The 16,727-nt window shown below is 55.0% G+C and carries 15 protein-coding genes; 8 read left to right on the top strand and 7 right to left on the bottom strand.

Annotated features, from left to right (window positions below):
* Window positions 1-46 precede the first annotated feature (46 nt).
* The 4 genes from OGY15_RS16450 to ybbA form a co-directional block, all read right to left on the bottom strand.
* Window positions 47-877, bottom strand: coding sequence for a MetQ/NlpA family ABC transporter substrate-binding protein (locus OGY15_RS16450; protein ID WP_151224881.1), 831 nt, complete (start codon window positions 875-877; stop codon window positions 47-49).
* Between the two features lie 244 nt (window positions 878-1,121).
* On the bottom strand, window positions 1,122-2,255 hold the full coding sequence (locus OGY15_RS16445; RefSeq protein ID WP_187252888.1) for a porin: 1,134 nt from the start codon (window positions 2,253-2,255) through the stop codon (window positions 1,122-1,124).
* A gap of 187 nt (window positions 2,256-2,442) precedes the next feature.
* Window positions 2,443-4,857, bottom strand: a complete 2,415-nt coding sequence (ybbP, locus tag OGY15_RS16440; RefSeq protein ID WP_187259387.1) for a putative ABC transporter permease subunit YbbP — start codon at window positions 4,855-4,857, stop codon at window positions 2,443-2,445.
* The gene (gene ybbA / locus OGY15_RS16435; RefSeq protein ID WP_151224880.1) at window positions 4,854-5,540 is read right to left on the bottom strand and encodes a putative ABC transporter ATP-binding protein YbbA; all 687 of its coding nucleotides are present in this window, start codon (window positions 5,538-5,540) and stop codon (window positions 4,854-4,856) included. The genes ybbP and ybbA overlap by 4 nt, the downstream gene beginning before the upstream one ends.
* Here ybbA and tesA point away from each other — a divergent pair.
* The 3 genes from tesA to OGY15_RS16420 are packed head-to-tail and all read left to right on the top strand — an operon-like array spanning window position 5,511 to window position 7,846.
* Window positions 5,511-6,134 (top strand): multifunctional acyl-CoA thioesterase I/protease I/lysophospholipase L1, encoded by a 624-nt coding sequence (tesA, locus tag OGY15_RS16430; protein WP_502872309.1) that lies wholly within the window; start codon window positions 5,511-5,513, stop codon window positions 6,132-6,134. The two genes, ybbA and tesA, sit on opposite strands and share 30 nt — an antisense overlap.
* A gap of 28 nt (window positions 6,135-6,162) precedes the next feature.
* On the top strand, window positions 6,163-6,933 hold the full coding sequence (locus tag OGY15_RS16425) for an SDR family oxidoreductase (RefSeq protein WP_151218664.1): 771 nt from the start codon (window positions 6,163-6,165) through the stop codon (window positions 6,931-6,933).
* A 58-nt stretch (window positions 6,934-6,991) separates the two neighbouring features.
* Complete coding sequence (locus tag OGY15_RS16420) at window positions 6,992-7,846, top strand: co-chaperone YbbN (RefSeq protein WP_286540136.1); 855 nt, start codon at window positions 6,992-6,994, stop codon at window positions 7,844-7,846.
* A 46-nt stretch (window positions 7,847-7,892) separates the two neighbouring features.
* On the opposite strand, the gene fetB is transcribed toward OGY15_RS16420, so the two are convergent.
* Both fetB and fetA read right to left on the bottom strand, forming a co-directional pair.
* On the bottom strand, window positions 7,893-8,672 hold the full coding sequence (gene fetB, locus OGY15_RS16415) for an iron efflux ABC transporter permease subunit FetB (RefSeq protein ID WP_151218662.1): 780 nt from the start codon (window positions 8,670-8,672) through the stop codon (window positions 7,893-7,895).
* Complete coding sequence (gene fetA, locus OGY15_RS16410; protein ID WP_187252893.1) at window positions 8,659-9,336, bottom strand: iron efflux ABC transporter ATP-binding subunit FetA; 678 nt, start codon at window positions 9,334-9,336, stop codon at window positions 8,659-8,661. The genes fetB and fetA overlap by 14 nt, the downstream gene beginning before the upstream one ends.
* Window positions 9,337-9,470: 134 nt before the next feature.
* Here fetA and OGY15_RS16405 point away from each other — a divergent pair, with 134 nt between their 5' ends.
* Genes OGY15_RS16405 through OGY15_RS16390 form a run of 4 tightly spaced genes read left to right on the top strand, consistent with a single transcriptional unit; the run spans window position 9,471 to window position 13,693 of the window.
* Window positions 9,471-10,388 carry an SPFH domain-containing protein gene (locus OGY15_RS16405; protein ID WP_016152106.1) on the top strand — a complete coding sequence of 306 codons (918 nt, stop codon included), beginning with the start codon at window positions 9,471-9,473 and terminating at the stop codon, window positions 10,386-10,388.
* Window positions 10,385-10,843 carry an NfeD family protein gene (locus tag OGY15_RS16400; RefSeq protein ID WP_151218661.1) on the top strand — a complete coding sequence of 153 codons (459 nt, stop codon included), beginning with the start codon at window positions 10,385-10,387 and terminating at the stop codon, window positions 10,841-10,843. Before OGY15_RS16405 ends, OGY15_RS16400 begins: the two co-directional genes overlap by 4 nt.
* A 19-nt stretch (window positions 10,844-10,862) precedes the next feature.
* Window positions 10,863-13,007 (top strand): PA5441 family protein, encoded by a 2,145-nt coding sequence (locus OGY15_RS16395; RefSeq protein WP_286540128.1) that lies wholly within the window; start codon window positions 10,863-10,865, stop codon window positions 13,005-13,007.
* A complete protein-coding gene (locus OGY15_RS16390) occupies window positions 12,977-13,693 on the top strand; it encodes a DUF3142 domain-containing protein (protein WP_286540127.1) in 717 nt (238 codons plus the stop codon). The genes OGY15_RS16395 and OGY15_RS16390 overlap by 31 nt, the downstream gene beginning before the upstream one ends.
* Here the strand turns inward: OGY15_RS16390 and cueR are convergent.
* Window positions 13,690-14,100, bottom strand: a complete 411-nt coding sequence (cueR, locus tag OGY15_RS16385) for a Cu(I)-responsive transcriptional regulator (protein WP_029139441.1) — start codon at window positions 14,098-14,100, stop codon at window positions 13,690-13,692. The two genes, OGY15_RS16390 and cueR, sit on opposite strands and share 4 nt — an antisense overlap.
* 109 nt (window positions 14,101-14,209) lie before the next feature.
* Between cueR and copA the strand changes: the two genes are divergently transcribed.
* Window positions 14,210-16,711: a copper-exporting P-type ATPase CopA gene (copA, locus tag OGY15_RS16380; RefSeq protein ID WP_151218659.1), complete on the top strand. Its 2,502-nt coding sequence runs from the start codon at window positions 14,210-14,212 to the stop codon at window positions 16,709-16,711.
* Window positions 16,712-16,727: the final 16 nt, after the last annotated feature.

Below are 16,727 nucleotides of genomic sequence, written 5' to 3'. Positions count from 1 at the left end.
GAAAAGGGCAGTCGTCGCTGCCCCTGTTAACCCTTGTGCGCAGCGATTATTGGGCTGACGACATCCATTCCGGTTTCTGGAAGGCGCTGTAGATATTTTTCGGGTCGTCGATCACGGCGCGATACGCCGGGGATTTCACCGCCTCCACAATATCTTTCGCGAACGGTTTATCCGCATCTTCGCTGCGTACCGCGATGATATTTTTCAGATTTTCATCCAGGTGCTCTTGCTTGATGGCGCTGGCGAGATCCAGTTTTGCCGCCACGGCAAAGTTACCGTTGACCAGCGCGCCGGTCACGCCGTCCAGCGTCCGCGGCAACTGCGCGGCTTCCAGCGGTTTAAACACCAGGCCTTTCGGATTGCTGGCGATATCGCGCTCGGAGGCTTTAGTCGGGTCGATGTTATCTTTGATGGTGATAAGGCCAATAGACTGCAGGAAACGCAGACCGCGAGCCAGGTTAGTGGGATCGTTGGAAAGCGTGATCACATCCCCTTTTTTCAACTCATCCAGGCTTTTGATTTTATGCGAGTAAAAGCCCATCCCGGCCGTTGGGACCACAATCAGCTTGCTCAGCTTCAGGCCTTTATCGGCGGTGAATTTGTCAAAGTAGAGCGAGTGCTGGAACAGATTGGCATCAATGCTGCCGTTGGAGAGCGCCATGTTCGGCTGCACGTAGTCGCTGAATTCGCGCACCACAACCTTATAGCCTTTCTCTTTCAACGTAGGGGCAATGGCTTGTTTTACCATATCGCCGTACGGCCCAGGTGCGACGCCAAATACGATGGTGTGTGGATCACTGTTCGCATGAGCAAATTGTAATCCGCAGGCCAGTAACAGCGCTCCGGTCGCGACGCGTAAACTCTGACGCAATCCCATAATCTCTCCATTTTAACGTTGTGGTGTCATGTCTCACGCCGTTCTTGCGGCGTTGTTCTTGTTGGCCTGTCAACAGGCTGATTGTTAACATGACACAGATCACAACCTGCTGTCCTTGAAATTATTTCATGATGTTGCGAGATATGTCGTTGAATGTACGCGGAAGGCACTTATGGTTTTTTAACAAAGGAGAGTAAAAAACCGGATAACCTTTTGGTTACCCGGTTTTGGCAGGGAAATTGACTTAGAAGTCGTAACGCAGACGAACCAGATTCATGTCGCCCAGATTATCGGTGCTGGAAGTGAAGACGTGTTCGTAATCCACACGGAAACCGTAATCCAGCTGGAAGCTGATACCCACACCGTTGTCGGTGCGCAGGTAGTTACGACCATTCACGTATTCAATACGATCGCCCATAAAGTATGGCTGCACGGATTTCAGCGCATACTGACCAACCGGGAAGGTGTAACCCGCGAAGTATTCCAGACCCCAGGCATCACCGGCAAAATAGTCGTTAACCGAGACTTTTTTGGTGGTCATGAAGTTCTGATACCAGCCGCCGCCCATGGAGAACGTCCAGTTGTCCGGTTTCCAACTCAGCGCAGTACCGACAATGTTTTGATCGTAGGTTTTGCTGGTGTTACCACGCATTTCCGCGCGAGTATAGTTCCACGCCGTACCCCAGGTCAGGTCATCAGTGATGTGGTAATCCACACCCAGCGAGCCACCACCTTTACGCTTGTAGCGCAACCCGTTGTTCGGGTTGTAGTCATCGCTGAACAGATAAGACGCGTAAAGATCGACATCACCTACCGTATTTTTATATTTCAGTGATTTACGTGTACGATAAGAACCATCATAGTCGCCATTGATACCGTTACCCGGTGCCTGGCCGATCATGTCGTAGTCCCAGATATCCGTTTTTGCCCCCACCACATCATAGTAAATGCTGTTCTGTTGACCGAAGGTCAGTGTCCCCCAGGTCGCGCTCTTCAGACCGGTGTACAGCATACGACGCGTGGTATCATTGGCACCGTTAGCATAGTGATTGTCCCAGTTGAACATCGCCGGGAAGTTAACGCCCAGCTCGTAGTAGCTCACCCAACTGATGTCATCAAACAGATAGTAGTCAGCGGCGAAGCGGAAACGCGTTCCACCGTCGAAGCCATTACGCTTGTAGCCATTCTTACCATCGTCACCGGCCATATTCTGGAACTGCGGACGAATACTCCCACCGACGGTGAAGTTAAGACGGCTCAGCGGGTTGCCCGCCTGCGGATCTTGTTTCAGGATCGTGATTTCCGCCTGGGAGGCGAAGGTCGTTAATGCCACTGCTGCGCCAATCGATACCGCCAGCGCCGTTTTTTTTATAGTCATTATTTGTACCTTGATAGATAGCCTGCCAATTATTCAGCGTACAAATATTAACGTTTATTAATACACTCGTGTTGTCGGGTTTTTATTGTTCTGTGCTGTTAAATATCAATGAGTTATCAATTTGTGCTACATAAATAAAAAACGCACCGATTTAAAAAAACCGGTGCGTAATCATCACAATTATGAATTAACTGCTGAACTGACGGAATAGCGCTTTGCCTTTTAACAGACGTGAACCTAACCATCCGCCACAGAGAGAGAGCAGCAATGCCCCACAAAGCGGCAACACGACCCACAGTCGCCAGTCTGGCTCCCACGGGAAATCAAACACGCGGGTTTGCAACACCGCCAGTGCAGTTTCCGCCCCAATGGCCGCCACCAGTCCGGCAACCATCCCGAGCATCGCGAACTCGCACCACAGCGTGGTACGCAGCAGCTTCTTACCCGCGCCCAGCGTACGCCAGACCACCAGTTCCTGATGACGCTGACGCAACCCGACCTGCACCTGCGCCAACAGGAGCAACATACCGCAGGCGGTGACCAGCACCACCATCACCTCCAGCGCGCGGCTCACCTGCTCCAGTACCTGGCTCACCTGTTTGAGGATAGCGCCAATATCCAGCAGGCTGACGGTCGGAAACTCACGGTTAAGCTGCGTCAGCATGCCGTTGCCGTTCTCCCAACGAAAACTGGTTAACCAACTTTGCGGCTGTCCGTCCAGCGCGCCGGAGGGGAAGATAAAGAAAAAGTTAGGTCGCAGACTTTCCCAGTCCACTTTGCGCAGACTGCTGACCGTGGCGCTGAAATCCTGAGTATCACCCATAAAGGTGACCCGATCGCCAAGCCTGACGTTCAGGCGTTTTGCCAACCCCTCTTCCATCGACACTTCACCCGCTTTTGGCGGCCAGCTCCCGGCAACGATCGGGTTATGATCCGGTCGGGTATCCTGCCAGGTCAGATTAAGCTCGCGGTTCAGCGCTTCATCCTGATTGCCTTCGGTCGGCTGCTCATTGATAGCGGTCAGACGCGCCCGCACTATCGGGTAGAACGACTCCGGGATCACCTGATGCTCAGCCAGGAAAGCCTTCAGCGGAGCCACCTGCTCAGTGGCAATGTTGATCAGAAAATAGTTTGGGCTTTCCGGCGGCATTTGCTGCTGCCAGCGATCGAGGAGATCGCCGCGCAGCACCAGTAACAGCGCCAGCAGCATAAAGGACAGCGAGAATGCCGATAGTTGACTGAGCGTTGACCATGGCTGGCGCAATAGCCGGCTGACCGCCAAACGCAGTGGCAGCGATGTCAGCGTCAGACCACGCAGCAGGTTAAGCAGCATCCAGCCCAGCACGCCGCACAGCAGCGCCAGCACTACCGCCCCGGCCAGTACTGCCCACAACAGCATACTTCCGCCCATCAATCCGGCCAGCAGCGCAACTACAACTATCGTTGCTACGGGCAAATAGACCTTGAGCGGCCAGACGTTAGCCACCACGTCGCGACGCAGTACCCGCAGCGGCTGCGTCGCCAGCAGCAGGCGATAAGGGCGTAATCCCACCAGCAGAGAAATGACGGTCATCGTACCGAATGCCCACAGCCACGGCCACAGGCTGGCGGGCGGCAGTTCACCGGGCAGAACCGGCTTAAGTAAGACCACCAGCACCCGCTCAAATAACAGCCCGAACAGCCCGCCGGTCACGCCGGACAGCACCAGCACCATCAGCCACTGGCCGATAATCAGCTTGCGTAGCTGCGCTCTGCCTGCACCGAGCGTTTTTAATATCGCCACCAAGTCGTAACGGCTGCGGCAGTAATGATTCATCGCCACGGCAACGGCAGCAACCGCCAGCAGTAGCGTTAACAGTGCCGACAGCAGCAGGAACTGTTGCGAACGCTCCAGTGATTTCCCCAGCGCCCCTTCATCCTGCTCCAGACCATACCAGCGCTGTTCCGGCTTTAACTGCGGAAGCAGCCATTTTTCATAAGCTTCCAGTTGCTGTGGCGTCCCACCAAATTTATAGCGCCAGGTCACACGGCTTCCCGGCTGGACCGCCGCCGTTTTTTCGACATCCGCCATGTTCATCATCAGGCGCGGCGCTATCTGGAAAGGATTAAAACCAGAATCTGGTTCCTGCACCACTTCCCCGGCGATGCGCAGGGTGGCATCGCCAACGTCGATGGAATCACCGATTTTTAAGTTGAGCAGCGCCATCAGACGCGGGGCCAGCAGCACCAAGCCTGGCTGCGGTTTCAACCCCGGCGGATTGGTTTGCAACAAGCCATACATCGGATACACATCATCCACCGCTTTGACGTTCGCCAGCTGCGGCGTATCCCGGGCAAAGGTCATGGTGGCAAAGGTCAGTTGCTCACCTACTTTCAGACCACGCTGTCGCGCCTCGTCAATCCACGCTTTCGGTACGGCGCGCGAACTTTGCAGCGACCGATCGCCCGCCATAAACTCACGGCTTTGCTGGCTCAGCCCTTTTTCCATGCGATCGCTGATATTGCCCAGCGCCAGTACACAGGCCACCGCTAGGCTTAACGCCAGCCAGACAATCAGTAATGAAGGCGAGCGCCATTCGCGCCAGAACCAGCGTGCAATCATGCCTCCTCCTGCAACTGTCCGTTCACCAGGCGTAAACGCCGATCGCAACGCGCCGCCAGCTGCGGGTCATGGGTCACCAGAATCAGGGTTGTGCCATGTTCCCGGTTCAGAGAAAACAGCAGGTCGGCGATTTTGTCTCCAGTCTGCCTGTCCAGATTGCCCGTCGGTTCATCGGCAAACAGCACGTCAGGGCGTCCATTAAACGCCCGCGCCAGCGCCACGCGCTGCTGCTCCCCGCCGGAAAGCTGGGCCGGAAGATGATCAAGGCGCTTACCCAGTCCCAGTTGCTCCAGCAGCACTTTTGCTCCGTCGCGGCTTTTTCCACTGTTTTCGCCACGCAACAACGCGGGCAGCTCAACGTTCTCCAGTGCATTCAGGGTTGGAATTAACATGAACGACTGGAAGACAAAGCCCACGTGTCGCGCCCGCAGTTGCGCCCTTGCTTCTTCGTCCATGGCGTGCAGCGCCTGTCCAACCAGGCTGACTTCACCGCTGGAGCCATCGTCAAGCCCGGCGAGGATCGCCAGCAGCGTGGATTTCCCCGATCCCGACTCGCCAATCAACGCAATGGTCTCGGCGCGTTTGACAACCAGTTCAACTCCGGTAAGGATGGATAGCTCTTGATCACCCTGACCGACGGATTTCTTAAGATGATGAACTTCAACAATGTTTTCCGCTGGCATTGGCCTTTCCTGTTCCTGGTTCTGTTAACTTTCCGCGCCGCCGCTGCGGACACGTTATTAATTCTGGGTGACAGCCTGAGCGCCGGATACCGTATGTCCGCCAGCGCCGCGTGGCCTGCGCTACTTAATGATAAATGGAAAACTAAAACGCCGGTGGTGAATGCCAGCATTAGCGGCGACACCTCGCATCAGGGTCTGGCCCGTCTGCCTGCATTACTCAAGCAGCACCAGCCTCGCTGGGTGCTGGTCGAACTTGGCGGCAACGATGGTCTGCGCGGCTTTGCGCCTGCGCAAACCGAACAAACCCTGCGCACAATCCTGCAGGACGTGAAAGCGGCAAATGCCGAACCGCTATTAATGCAAATTCGTCTGCCGGCAAACTACGGTCGCCGTTATAATGAAACCTTTAGCGCGATTTATCCAAAGCTCGCCAAAGAGTTTGATATCCCTCTGCTGCCCTTTTTTATGGAAGAGGTTTATCTGAAACCCCAGTGGATGCAGGATGATGGTATTCATCCTAACCGTGACGCCCAGCCGTTTATTGCCGACTGGATGGCGCAACATCTCACTCCTCTAGTTAATCACGACTCGTAATTCAACGGAGATCCTGACAGGTAAAGTTATGCAAAAATCGGTCTTAATAACAGGATGTTCCAGCGGAATCGGTCTGGAAAGCGCGCTTGAACTAAAGCGCCAGGGTTTTCAAATTCTGGCAGGCTGTCGCAAACCTGACGATGTTGCGCGTATGAACAGTATGGGATTCACCGGCGTATTGCTGGATCTGGACTCACCCGAAAGCGTGGATCACGCCGCCGATGAGGTGATCGCCCTGACCGATAATCGTTTGTATGGGATCTTTAACAATGCCGGATACGGCGTCTATGGCCCACTGCCGACCATTAGCCGCGAGCAAATGGAGCAGCAGTTTTCGGCCAACTTCTTTGGTGCACATCAGCTGACCATGCGCCTGTTGCCCGCCATGCTCCCTCACGGAGAAGGACGTATTGTGATGACCTCGTCGGTGATGGGATTGATCTCAACACCGGGACGCGGAGCCTATGCCGCCAGCAAATACGCACTGGAAGCCTGGTCCGACGCGCTGCGCATGGAACTGCGCCACAGCGGGATCAAGGTCAGCCTGATTGAGCCCGGCCCTATTCGCACCCGTTTTACCGAAAATGTCAATCAGACTCAACGTGATGCTCCCGTTGAAAACCCTGGTATTGCCGCACGTTTTACGCTGGGACCAGAAGCGGTTGTCGCCAAAGTGCGTCATGCGTTTGAGAGCGACAAACCGAAGCTTCGTTATCCGGTTACGTTGGTGACCTGGGCAGTGATGCTACTTAAACGCCTGTTGCCAGGCCGCATAATGGACAAAATTTTACAGGGTTGAGTTGAAGCACGCGCGTCAGCCCCCATGTAACAAGAAATCGACAAAAGAGAGTAACTCCATGTCCACACAGAATATTGTTAACATTAACGAATCGAACCTGCAGCAGACCCTTGAACAGTCGATGACCACGCCGGTCCTGTTCTATTTCTGGTCTGAGCGCAGTCAGCACTGCCTGCAATTGACGCCGATACTGGAGAGCCTTGCCGCCCAGTACAACGGCCAGTTTATTCTTGCCAAGCTCGACTGCGACGCCGAGCAGATGATCGCTTCTCAGTTTGGCCTGCGCGCCATCCCTACGGTTTATCTGTTCCAGAACGGTCAGCCAGTGGACGGATTCCAGGGCCCGCAGCCGGAAGAGGTTATCCGCGCGCTGCTGGAAAAAGTGTTGCCGAGCGAAGAAGAGCTGAAAGCGCGCCAGGCTATCGAGTTCATTGAGGCAGGTAATCACGCCGACGCGCTGCCGCTCCTGAAAGAAGCGTGGCAGATCTCCAACCAGAGTAGCGAAATTGGCCTGCTGCTGGCGGAAACGCAAATCGCCCTGAACCGCTCTGACGAAGCCGAAGCGGTGCTGAAAACCATTCCGTTGCAGGATCAGGACACCCGCTATCAGGGACTGGTCGCGCAAATTGAACTGCTGAAGCAGGCGGCCGATACGCCGGAAATCCAACAGCTGCAACAGCAGGTTGCCAGCAATCCGCAGGATGCGGCGCTGGCAACACAGTTGGCCATTCAGTTACATCAGGTCGGACGCAACGAAGAATCGCTGGAACTGCTGTTCAGCCACCTGAAGAAAGATCTCACTGCTGCCGACGGCCTGGCGCGTAAGACCTTCCAGGAGATCCTTGCCGCACTCGGAACCGGCGATGCACTGGCCTCAAAATACCGCCGACAGCTGTACGCGCTGTTGTACTAATCTGCTGCATTTGCCGGATGGCGTTAGCCGTCATCCGGCCATCACATCACGTCTTCTTCAAATGCGTTACGACTAATTGGTGACGCGAATTATAGAATTTCCGATAGGTCAGGTAGCAGGCGATAATGGTTGACAGGCTGGCGGTCGAAAGCAGCATAAACGTCACCATAATCTGATATTTAATCGCTTTTACCGGATCAATACCCGCGAAGATCAACCCGGACATCATCCCCGGTAAACTCACCAGCCCTACCGTTTTCGCAGAGTCGATCGTTGGGATCAGCGAGGCGCGAATGCTGTCGCGAATCAGCGGCGCGGAGGCCACTTTCGGCGTCGCGCCGAGGCTGAGTTTTTCCTGAATCTGCTGCTGTTGGCTGCTAAACCGCTGACCCAGATTGTTGTAACACAACCCCACCGCCACCATCGCATTGCCTGCAATCATGCCTGAGATCGGGATGACCTGCATCGGCGCGAACTCGATAGAGCCAGACAAAACCAGCACCGCCAGCGTTAATCCCGCCCCCACCGTGATGGCGATGAACGACGAGAGGAAAGCTTTATCAATATATTTACTGCGCTTTTGCGCGTTATAAGCCGCGTTAAAGCAGATAAACAGCACCATCAGTAAAGTCAGAATACTGTGGTTAACGCCAAAAATATATTTCAGCACATAGCCGACGATAATAAGCTGAACCACCGCCCGGCAAACGCTCCAGAGAATATCTTTTTCCAGCGCCAGTTTTTCTTTGTGGCTAATCAGGATCGCCACCACCACCAGCATCATCGCTAATGCCAGGGATTCATTGGTAATATTATGCTCGTTCATTGCGTGCTTCCTGCATTTCTCCGGCGTGCGGTTGAAGGGTTATGACATTATCCGCATGCGTAATTTCATCTTTGTCGTGCGTCACCCACAGCACCGCAATATTCTTATCGCGAACATAATGGTGAACTAATTCGTTCACATTACGTTTATTGGCTTCATCCAGCGCGCTGGTGATTTCATCAAGCAGCAGGATTTTGGGCAGAAACTGCAAATTACGAATTAGCGAGATGCGCTGCTTTTCGCCACCGGACAGTTCATTTATGTTTTTTTTGAGGATCGTCTCGGGGAGATCAAAACGGGCCAGGACGGTCAGAAACGCATCCGGCTCCGGACGTTTGTTACGGATTTGCCAGGGGAAAATGAGGTTGTCGTAGACGGTCTCACCAAACAAGGCAGGCGTTTGCGCACAATAGGAGACCTGCTGGCGATACGCTTCCGGCTTGAGGGTACTTATCTCCTTGCCTTCAAAGAGGATTTCACCGGCAGTCGGACTCATTAATGACGCCACAATCTTGAGTAACGTACTTTTCCCGCAGCCGGACTGGCCGGTAATCAGCTTAAATTCTCCGGCACGGAGATCAAAACTGATGTTATTGAGAACCTGCGTCTCCCCTGCCTGCCATGCGACATTTTTTAACTGAAGCAGAATGCTGCTTTCTTCCATTACCCATCCCTTTTTTACATCTTTCGTGCAGACAGTCTATGCCTGTAATTTATTATAAGGGAGCCCCCCTTGATTAATCGGGTATAATTTGATTAATGAGGCAGTAAAGGACAGCACAACAGGAGGTTTCATCAATGCTCATTTTTATTCCTATTCTCATCTTTGTCGCACTGGTCATCGTCGGCGCTGGCGTCAAAATCGTCCCGCAGGGATATCAGTGGACGGTAGAGCGTTTTGGCCGTTACACCAAAACCCTGCAACCAGGTTTAAACCTTGTCGTGCCGTTCATGGATCGCATTGGTCGTAAGATCAACATGATGGAACAGGTGCTTGATATCCCTTCTCAGGAAGTCATCTCCAAAGATAACGCCAACGTCGCGATTGATGCCGTGTGCTTTATTCAGGTGATCGACGCGCCGAAAGCCGCCTATGAAGTCAGTAATCTGGAACTGGCGATCATCAACCTGACCATGACCAACATTCGTACCGTTCTCGGCTCGATGGAGCTCGATGAAATGCTCTCCCAGCGCGACAACATCAACACGCGCCTGCTGCATATTGTTGATGAAGCCACGAATCCCTGGGGCATTAAAATCACCCGTATCGAGATCCGCGACGTGCGTCCTCCGGCAGAACTTATCGACGCGATGAACGCGCAGATGAAAGCCGAACGTACCAAACGCGCCTACATTCTTGAAGCCGAAGGGATCCGTCAGGCAGAAATCGTCAAGGCCGAAGGTGAGAAGCAGTCGAAGATCCTTAAAGCGGAAGGTGAACGCCAGTCTGCGTTTTTACAGGCTGAAGCGCGTGAACGTTCGGCAGAAGCTGAGGCTCGCGCAACGCAGATGGTTTCTGAAGCCATTGCCGCCGGGGATATTCAGGCCGTGAACTACTTCGTGGCGCAGAAATACACCGAAGCGCTGCAGCATATCGGTTCATCGAATAACAGCAAAGTGGTAATGATGCCGCTGGATGCCAGCAGCCTGATGGGCTCCATTGCCGGGATCGCAGAACTGGTTAAGGACAGCGCCAGCGAGCGGAAAAAATCATGATAGCGATGATTCTGGTACACCCGCACATATTTTGGCTCAGCCTCGGCGGTTTGCTACTCGCTGCCGAGATGCTGGGCGGTAACGGCTATCTGCTGTGGAGCGGCGTGGCGGCGGTGATTACCGGCCTGGTGGTGTGGCTCGTTCCGCTTGACTGGGCCTGGCAAGGAGCGATGTTCGCCGTCCTCACCCTGCTGGCGGCCTGGCTCTGGTGGAAGTGGCTGGCAAGGCGTGTTCAGGAGCAGAAACCCGCCGACAGCCATCTGAACCAGCGCGGGCAGCAGTTGGTTGGTCGTCGATTTATTCTGGAAACTGGCCTGGTCAATGGCCGTGGACATATGCGCGTCGGCGATAGCTCATGGCCCGTCAGCGCCCGCGACGATTTGAGCGCCGGAACGCAGGTTGAAGTCATTGCCGTTGAAGGGATAACCCTGATTATTAAAGCGGTATCACACTAAAAAGACAGGAAATAAGACTATGGTCAGGAAGACACCCCTTGCCTTTGCCCTTTGCACATTACTGACCGCCGCCCCGCAGGCATTCGCCTCTTTCGATATGGAAGACTGCAAATGGAGCGACGACAGCTGCCTGCTGAAAGGCACGCCAACCTTTAACCCTGAAAACGACAGCCGCGACAACCTGCTGCGGCTGCTGAGCCAGGAAAAATCATTTGCTCTGCCGGTGCAATCAATGCCAGCGGATATCACCCGCTCCCGGGATTTCTATTTTGCCTATCACCCGCAATGGGATGAGGCAGCCCCGCAGCCAGCCGCTGCGCCGGCATCCGCCGCAGACAGCCCACTCTCCCGACAGATGGCCGAACTGAACATTAGCGCAGACGAAATAAACGTCAACGACGCTGAGCTTGAGAACCGTCATGTTTCAAATAACACCGAGAGCGTCAGCGCATTTTTTGCCGCACTGCTGGCCGACCCGACGTTAGCGGCGGAACAGCGTCAGGCCTTAGCCCAGGCGCGTACGGGGCTGCTATCCGGGGCAACCCGCGAACAAATTGAGTCTTCACTTGCCACCCTCCCGGCTGATTCACCGGCTCAGTCCTATAAAAATTATCTGGCCGCAGCTGCCAGTTTCTATGCCGGTGATTATGCCAGCGCCGAACGCGATTTCACTCAGCTTGCCAAAAGTGAGCGCCCGTGGCTGGTAGAGACCGCGCAATACATGTTGATGCGTGCGGCCTTGAACAAGAGCAGCCAGAACAGCGTGGGCGAGTACGGCGATTTTGATATTGCAAAAATTAACCGCGAGGATGCGACTCAGGCTCAGACGCAGGCACAAGTCTATTTGCAACGCTTCCCGCAAGGCCTGTATGCCGAATCCGCGCGCGGTATGCTGCGTCGCATCAACTGGTATTTACAGGCGTGGCCACAGCTGGCCGGGTTGTATGAGCAAACGCTCCAGCAGTCGGCTGACGCACGGCAACTGCGTGACATTGTCATCGAATACGATAATGTCTACGGTATGGCGTTCTACGAACAGTCCGTGGTAGAAGCCTTCCCCGATGCGCCGCATGTCAGCTATATCGAACTGCTGCGCGCGCTGCGTCTGGATAACAACAGTAAACCCACACTGACCCAGGCGCAGCTCGATGCCAGCAAACCGGTGTTTGAACAGAGCCAAAAATTGCCGCTATGGCGCGATCTGCAACTGAATCTGTGGCTGGCGACGGAGAACTACGCGGCGATTATTCAGGCAGTTACGCCAGCGCAGAAACTTGCCGCTCACGATACCCTCGCCTTCAGCGAACAAGTGCTGTATGGCGAAGCGCTGATGGGCCAGAAGAACTGGCCCGCGGCGCGTGATTTCTGGCTGCAGTTGCTAAAACTCAGCCAGGACAACGAACAGCAGCAGTATGTACAGGCTAAGCTCGCCGCCACGCTGGTTTATAGCGGCGATGTGGCGGCGGTTTTTGCCCCAGAAAGCGCAGTGACCAACCTGCGTTTTCGCTCGCAGATACTGAAAACACAGGCCTCGCCGGAACTGCTGCGCCAGCAGGCCGTCCATGGACCCAACAATGAAGAGCGTACCATCGCCCTGCATACGCTGCTGGTACGCGATCTTACTGAAAACCGCTTTGGCGACTGGTTGAATGACAGAAAACTGACCAGCGCCATTACTCCACCGGTTATTGGCGACGCGTTTGATGACGTTAATCTGAGTATTTTCGACTGGAATGGCGATGCCGCTCAAGCCGGTTATACCTGTCGCAGCCTCAATGAAACGGTAACGGTATTGAGCAAAAAAGCGGATGATGCCCACGCGCTGAACTGCTTAGGCGAATTCTTCCGCACCACGCAAACCCACGTTGATTTGTGGAAAAACAGTGCCGGCAACGACGTACTTGAATCAGCAATATCGCGCAAAGAACCGTTCGGCCAGTTCGACAGGCAAAGCTACTATCAGCAGGTAATCACTTCACCGAAAGCAGAGGTTGAAGACAAGAGCTTCGCGCTGTATCGCGCCATCATGTGCTATGCGCCGTCAGGCTCTAACGAATGCGGCGGTGAGGAAGTGGATAAACTGCAGCGTAAAGGCTGGTTCACCCAACTGAAAACGCAGTATCCGGGAAGTCCGTGGGCGCAAAAACTCAAATACTACTGGTAACCGCGCTGCTGACAGGCCAGCCGCAGGCGGCGGATATCGTCGCCGCCCGAGAGCATCCGGCCTTCTGGCTGTGGTCCGGCGTGAAGGCCAGTGATGAGCTGAAAGACGCGCAAACGGTCTATCTGCATCAGGGTGAGGTGCTGATTCGTTCGAGTAACGTGGTTTTCCAGCGTCTCGGGCTGCCGGTCAGCCGCCTGTCTTTTCCCTCGATCTGGCTGACCGTGCGCTTTACCACGCTCGACGTACCGGAGGCGATCCCGGCGCGTATCATACGGTTGATGCAACGCTGGCAGACGGCCGGGAATCACGTGGTCGGCCTACAGGTTGATTTTGACGCGGCGACTCATCAGCTTGCCGATTACGCCCGCTTTTTGCAGCAATTACGTCAACAGTTACCAGCCGAGTTTGCACTTGGCGTGACTGGACTTCTGGATTGGGCAAAAACGGGCGACGTCGCCACGCTGAACGCGCTGGCGGTCGATGAACTGGTGGTCCAGAGCTATCAGGGCCGTCATACGGTAACGAATTATCAGGCGTATCTGCCCGCACTCAGCCGTCTGCGCATTCCGTTTAAGCTGGGGCTGGTGCAAAACGGTAGCCGGGATCCGCTGGCTGAAGCACAGCTTGAGAAATCCCCATGGTACCGCGGCACGGTGGTGTTTATGCTTAATCCCCCTCGCCGTTAAGCCTTCGCTTTATGGTGGCAGCAGCCGGAGAGGTTATCAATAATCGGGCATTCGGCACTGTCATCGCCTGGGCAACTCTCCGCCAGCGCCAGCAAATGCAAGCGCATGGCCTGCAACTCGCTGATATGCCGCTCAATGTCCGCTACCTTTTCTAAGGTACGCTTTTTCACATCTGCACTATGACGCGCCGGATCGTTAAACAGGTTCACCAGTTCGCCACACTCTTCGAGATTAAAACCCACCTGGCGTGCCTGGCGCAGCAGCGTAAGTTCATTCAGATGCTGTTGGTTGTATGTACGATAGCCATTTTCGCTACGTAGCGGCGGCGTCACTAAGCCTTTTTCTTCATAAAAGCGTATGGCTTTGCTGGTTAAACCGGTTTTTTTAGCAACATCGGATATATTCATCTTTTCTCCCTTGACCTTCCCCCAGATGGAAGGTTTAACCTTTATAACAGTTAGTCAAAACGATTGCCAAGGTCAATAAGTAACCGACCACTCATAGAGGAAATTTGTTATGTCTCAAACAATCGATCTAACCCTGGACGGTTTGTCCTGTGGTCACTGCGTAAAACGCGTTAAAGAAAGTCTGGAACAACGTCCAGACGTTGAGCAAGCGGATGTCACCGTGACAGAGGCGCATGTTACCGGGAGCGCCAGCGCAGAAGCGCTGATTGAAACCATCAAACAAGCCGGTTACGGCGCGGAGTTAAGCCACCCAAAGGCTAAACCGCTGACGGAGTCATCAATCCCGTCGGAAGCACTGGCAGCGGTCCCTTCCGAGCTTCCGGCAGCTACGGCTGATGATGACAGCCAACAGTTGCTGTTAAACGGCATGAGCTGCGCCAGTTGTGTGACCCGTGTACAAAATGCATTGCAAAGTGTACCGGGCGTCACTCAGGCACGGGTAAACCTGGCGGAACGCACTGCGCTGGTAATGGGCAGTGCCTCTGCCGCAGATTTAGTCCAGGCAGTTGAAAAAGCGGGTTACGGCGCAGAAGCGATTGAAGATGACGTCAAGCGCCGCGAACGTCAGCAAGAAACCGCCGTGGCAACCATGAAGCGTTTTCGCTGGCAGGCAGCTGTTGCGCTGCTGCTGGGTATCCCTGTCATGGTATGGGGTATGATCGGCGACAACATGATGGTGAGCGATGACAACCGCAGCCTGTGGCTGACGATTGGCCTGGCAACGCTTGCCGTGATGGTTTTCGCGGGCGGTCACTTTTATCGCAATGCGTGGAAAAGCCTGATGAACGGCACCGCGACTATGGATACCCTGGTCGCGCTGGGTACAGGGGTGGCATGGCTCTATTCCATGAGCGTCAACCTCTGGCCGCAATGGTTCCCAATGGAAGCGCGACACCTCTATTATGAAGCCAGCGCCATGATTATTGGTCTGATTAACCTCGGACACATGCTGGAAGCGCGGGCTCGCCAACGCTCGTCCAAAGCGCTGGAAAAACTGCTCGATTTGACGCCGCCGACCGCGCGCGTCGTTACTGACGAAGGTGAAAAGAACGTACCGCTGGCAGACGTTCAGGCCGGAATGTTACTGCGTCTGACTACCGGCGACCGCGTGCCGGTCGATGGAGAAATTACACAGGGCGAAGCCTGGCTGGATGAAGCTATGCTGACCGGTGAGCCGATTCCGCAGCAAAAAGGTGAAGGCGATAGCGTCCACGCCGGTACGGTCGTCCAGGACGGCAGCGTACTGTTCCGCGCCAGCGCTGTTGGTAGCCACACCACACTGTCGCGCATTATTCGTATGGTGCGTCAGGCGCAAAGCAGTAAACCGGAAATTGGCAAATTGGCCGACCGTATCTCCTCGGTGTTCGTTCCGGTCGTGGTCGCCATTGCGCTGGTCAGTGCGGCTATCTGGTATTTCTTTGGACCAGCGCCGCAGATTGTCTATACGCTGGTGATTGCCACCACCGTTCTGATTATCGCCTGCCCTTGTGCGCTGGGTCTGGCAACGCCGATGTCGATTATTTCCGGCGTGGGGCGTGCCGCTGAGTTTGGGGTACTGGTACGCGATGCCGATGCGCTGCAGCGCGCCAGCACGCTCGATACTCTCGTCTTTGATAAGACCGGGACGCTGACCGAAGGCAAACCGCAGGTTGTCGCCATCAAAACGTTTGGTAATACCGAGGAAGCGCTGGCAATTCGTCTGGCAGCGGCCCTTGAACAGGGTTCCAGCCACCCGCTGGCCAGAGCGATTCTAGACAAAGCGGGTGATATCACGCTGCCGCAGGTCAACGGTTTCCGTACGCTGCGTGGTTTAGGCGTCAGTGGCGAAACGGAAGGTCATACGCTACTGCTGGGCAACCAGGCGCTGCTCAATGAGCAGCAGGTCGATACCACAGAAATGGAAGATGAAATCACCGCTCAGGCTTCCCGGGGTTCAACCCCCGTGCTGTTGGCAATTGATGGTAAAGCCGCGGCGCTGTTAGCGGTACGTGATCCACTGCGTAGCGACAGTGTGGCAGCGCTCCAGCGCCTGCACCGCGCTGGGTATCGTCTGGTGATGCTCACCGGCGACAACCCAACGACTGCCAACGCCATTGCCAAAGAAGCGGGTATTGATGAGGTGATTGCGGGCGTTCTGCCGGACGGTAAGGCCGAGGCGATTAAGCGTCTGCAGAGCCAGGGGCGTCAGGTTGCCATGGTCGGTGACGGTATCAACGATGCGCCAGCGCTGGCTCAGGCCGATGTAGGGATCGCCATGGGTGGCGGCAGCGATGTGGCGATTGAAACAGCCGCAATTACGCTGATGCGTCATAGCCTGATGGGCGTTGCAGATGCGCTGTCTATCTCCCGGGCAACGCTGCGCAATATGAAGCAGAACCTGCTTGGCGCGTTTATCTATAACAGCATCGGTATCCCCGTTGCCGCCGGGATCTTGTGGCCGTTCACCGGCACGCTGCTCAACCCGGTCGTCGCCGGGGCGGCGATGGCGCTTTCTTCCATCACAGTGGTGAGCAACGCGAACCGACTGCTGCGCTTCAAACCTAAAGAGTAAGCCTTTGCCGGATGGC

Origin of the sequence: Citrobacter sp. Cu231 (genome assembly GCF_030332265.1) — a bacterium.
Taxonomy (GTDB): Bacteria; Pseudomonadota; Gammaproteobacteria; order Enterobacterales; family Enterobacteriaceae; genus Citrobacter; species Citrobacter meridianamericanus.
The sequence above is the reverse complement of the archived record's forward strand: the minus strand, read 5'-3'. Positions and strand labels throughout refer to the sequence as shown.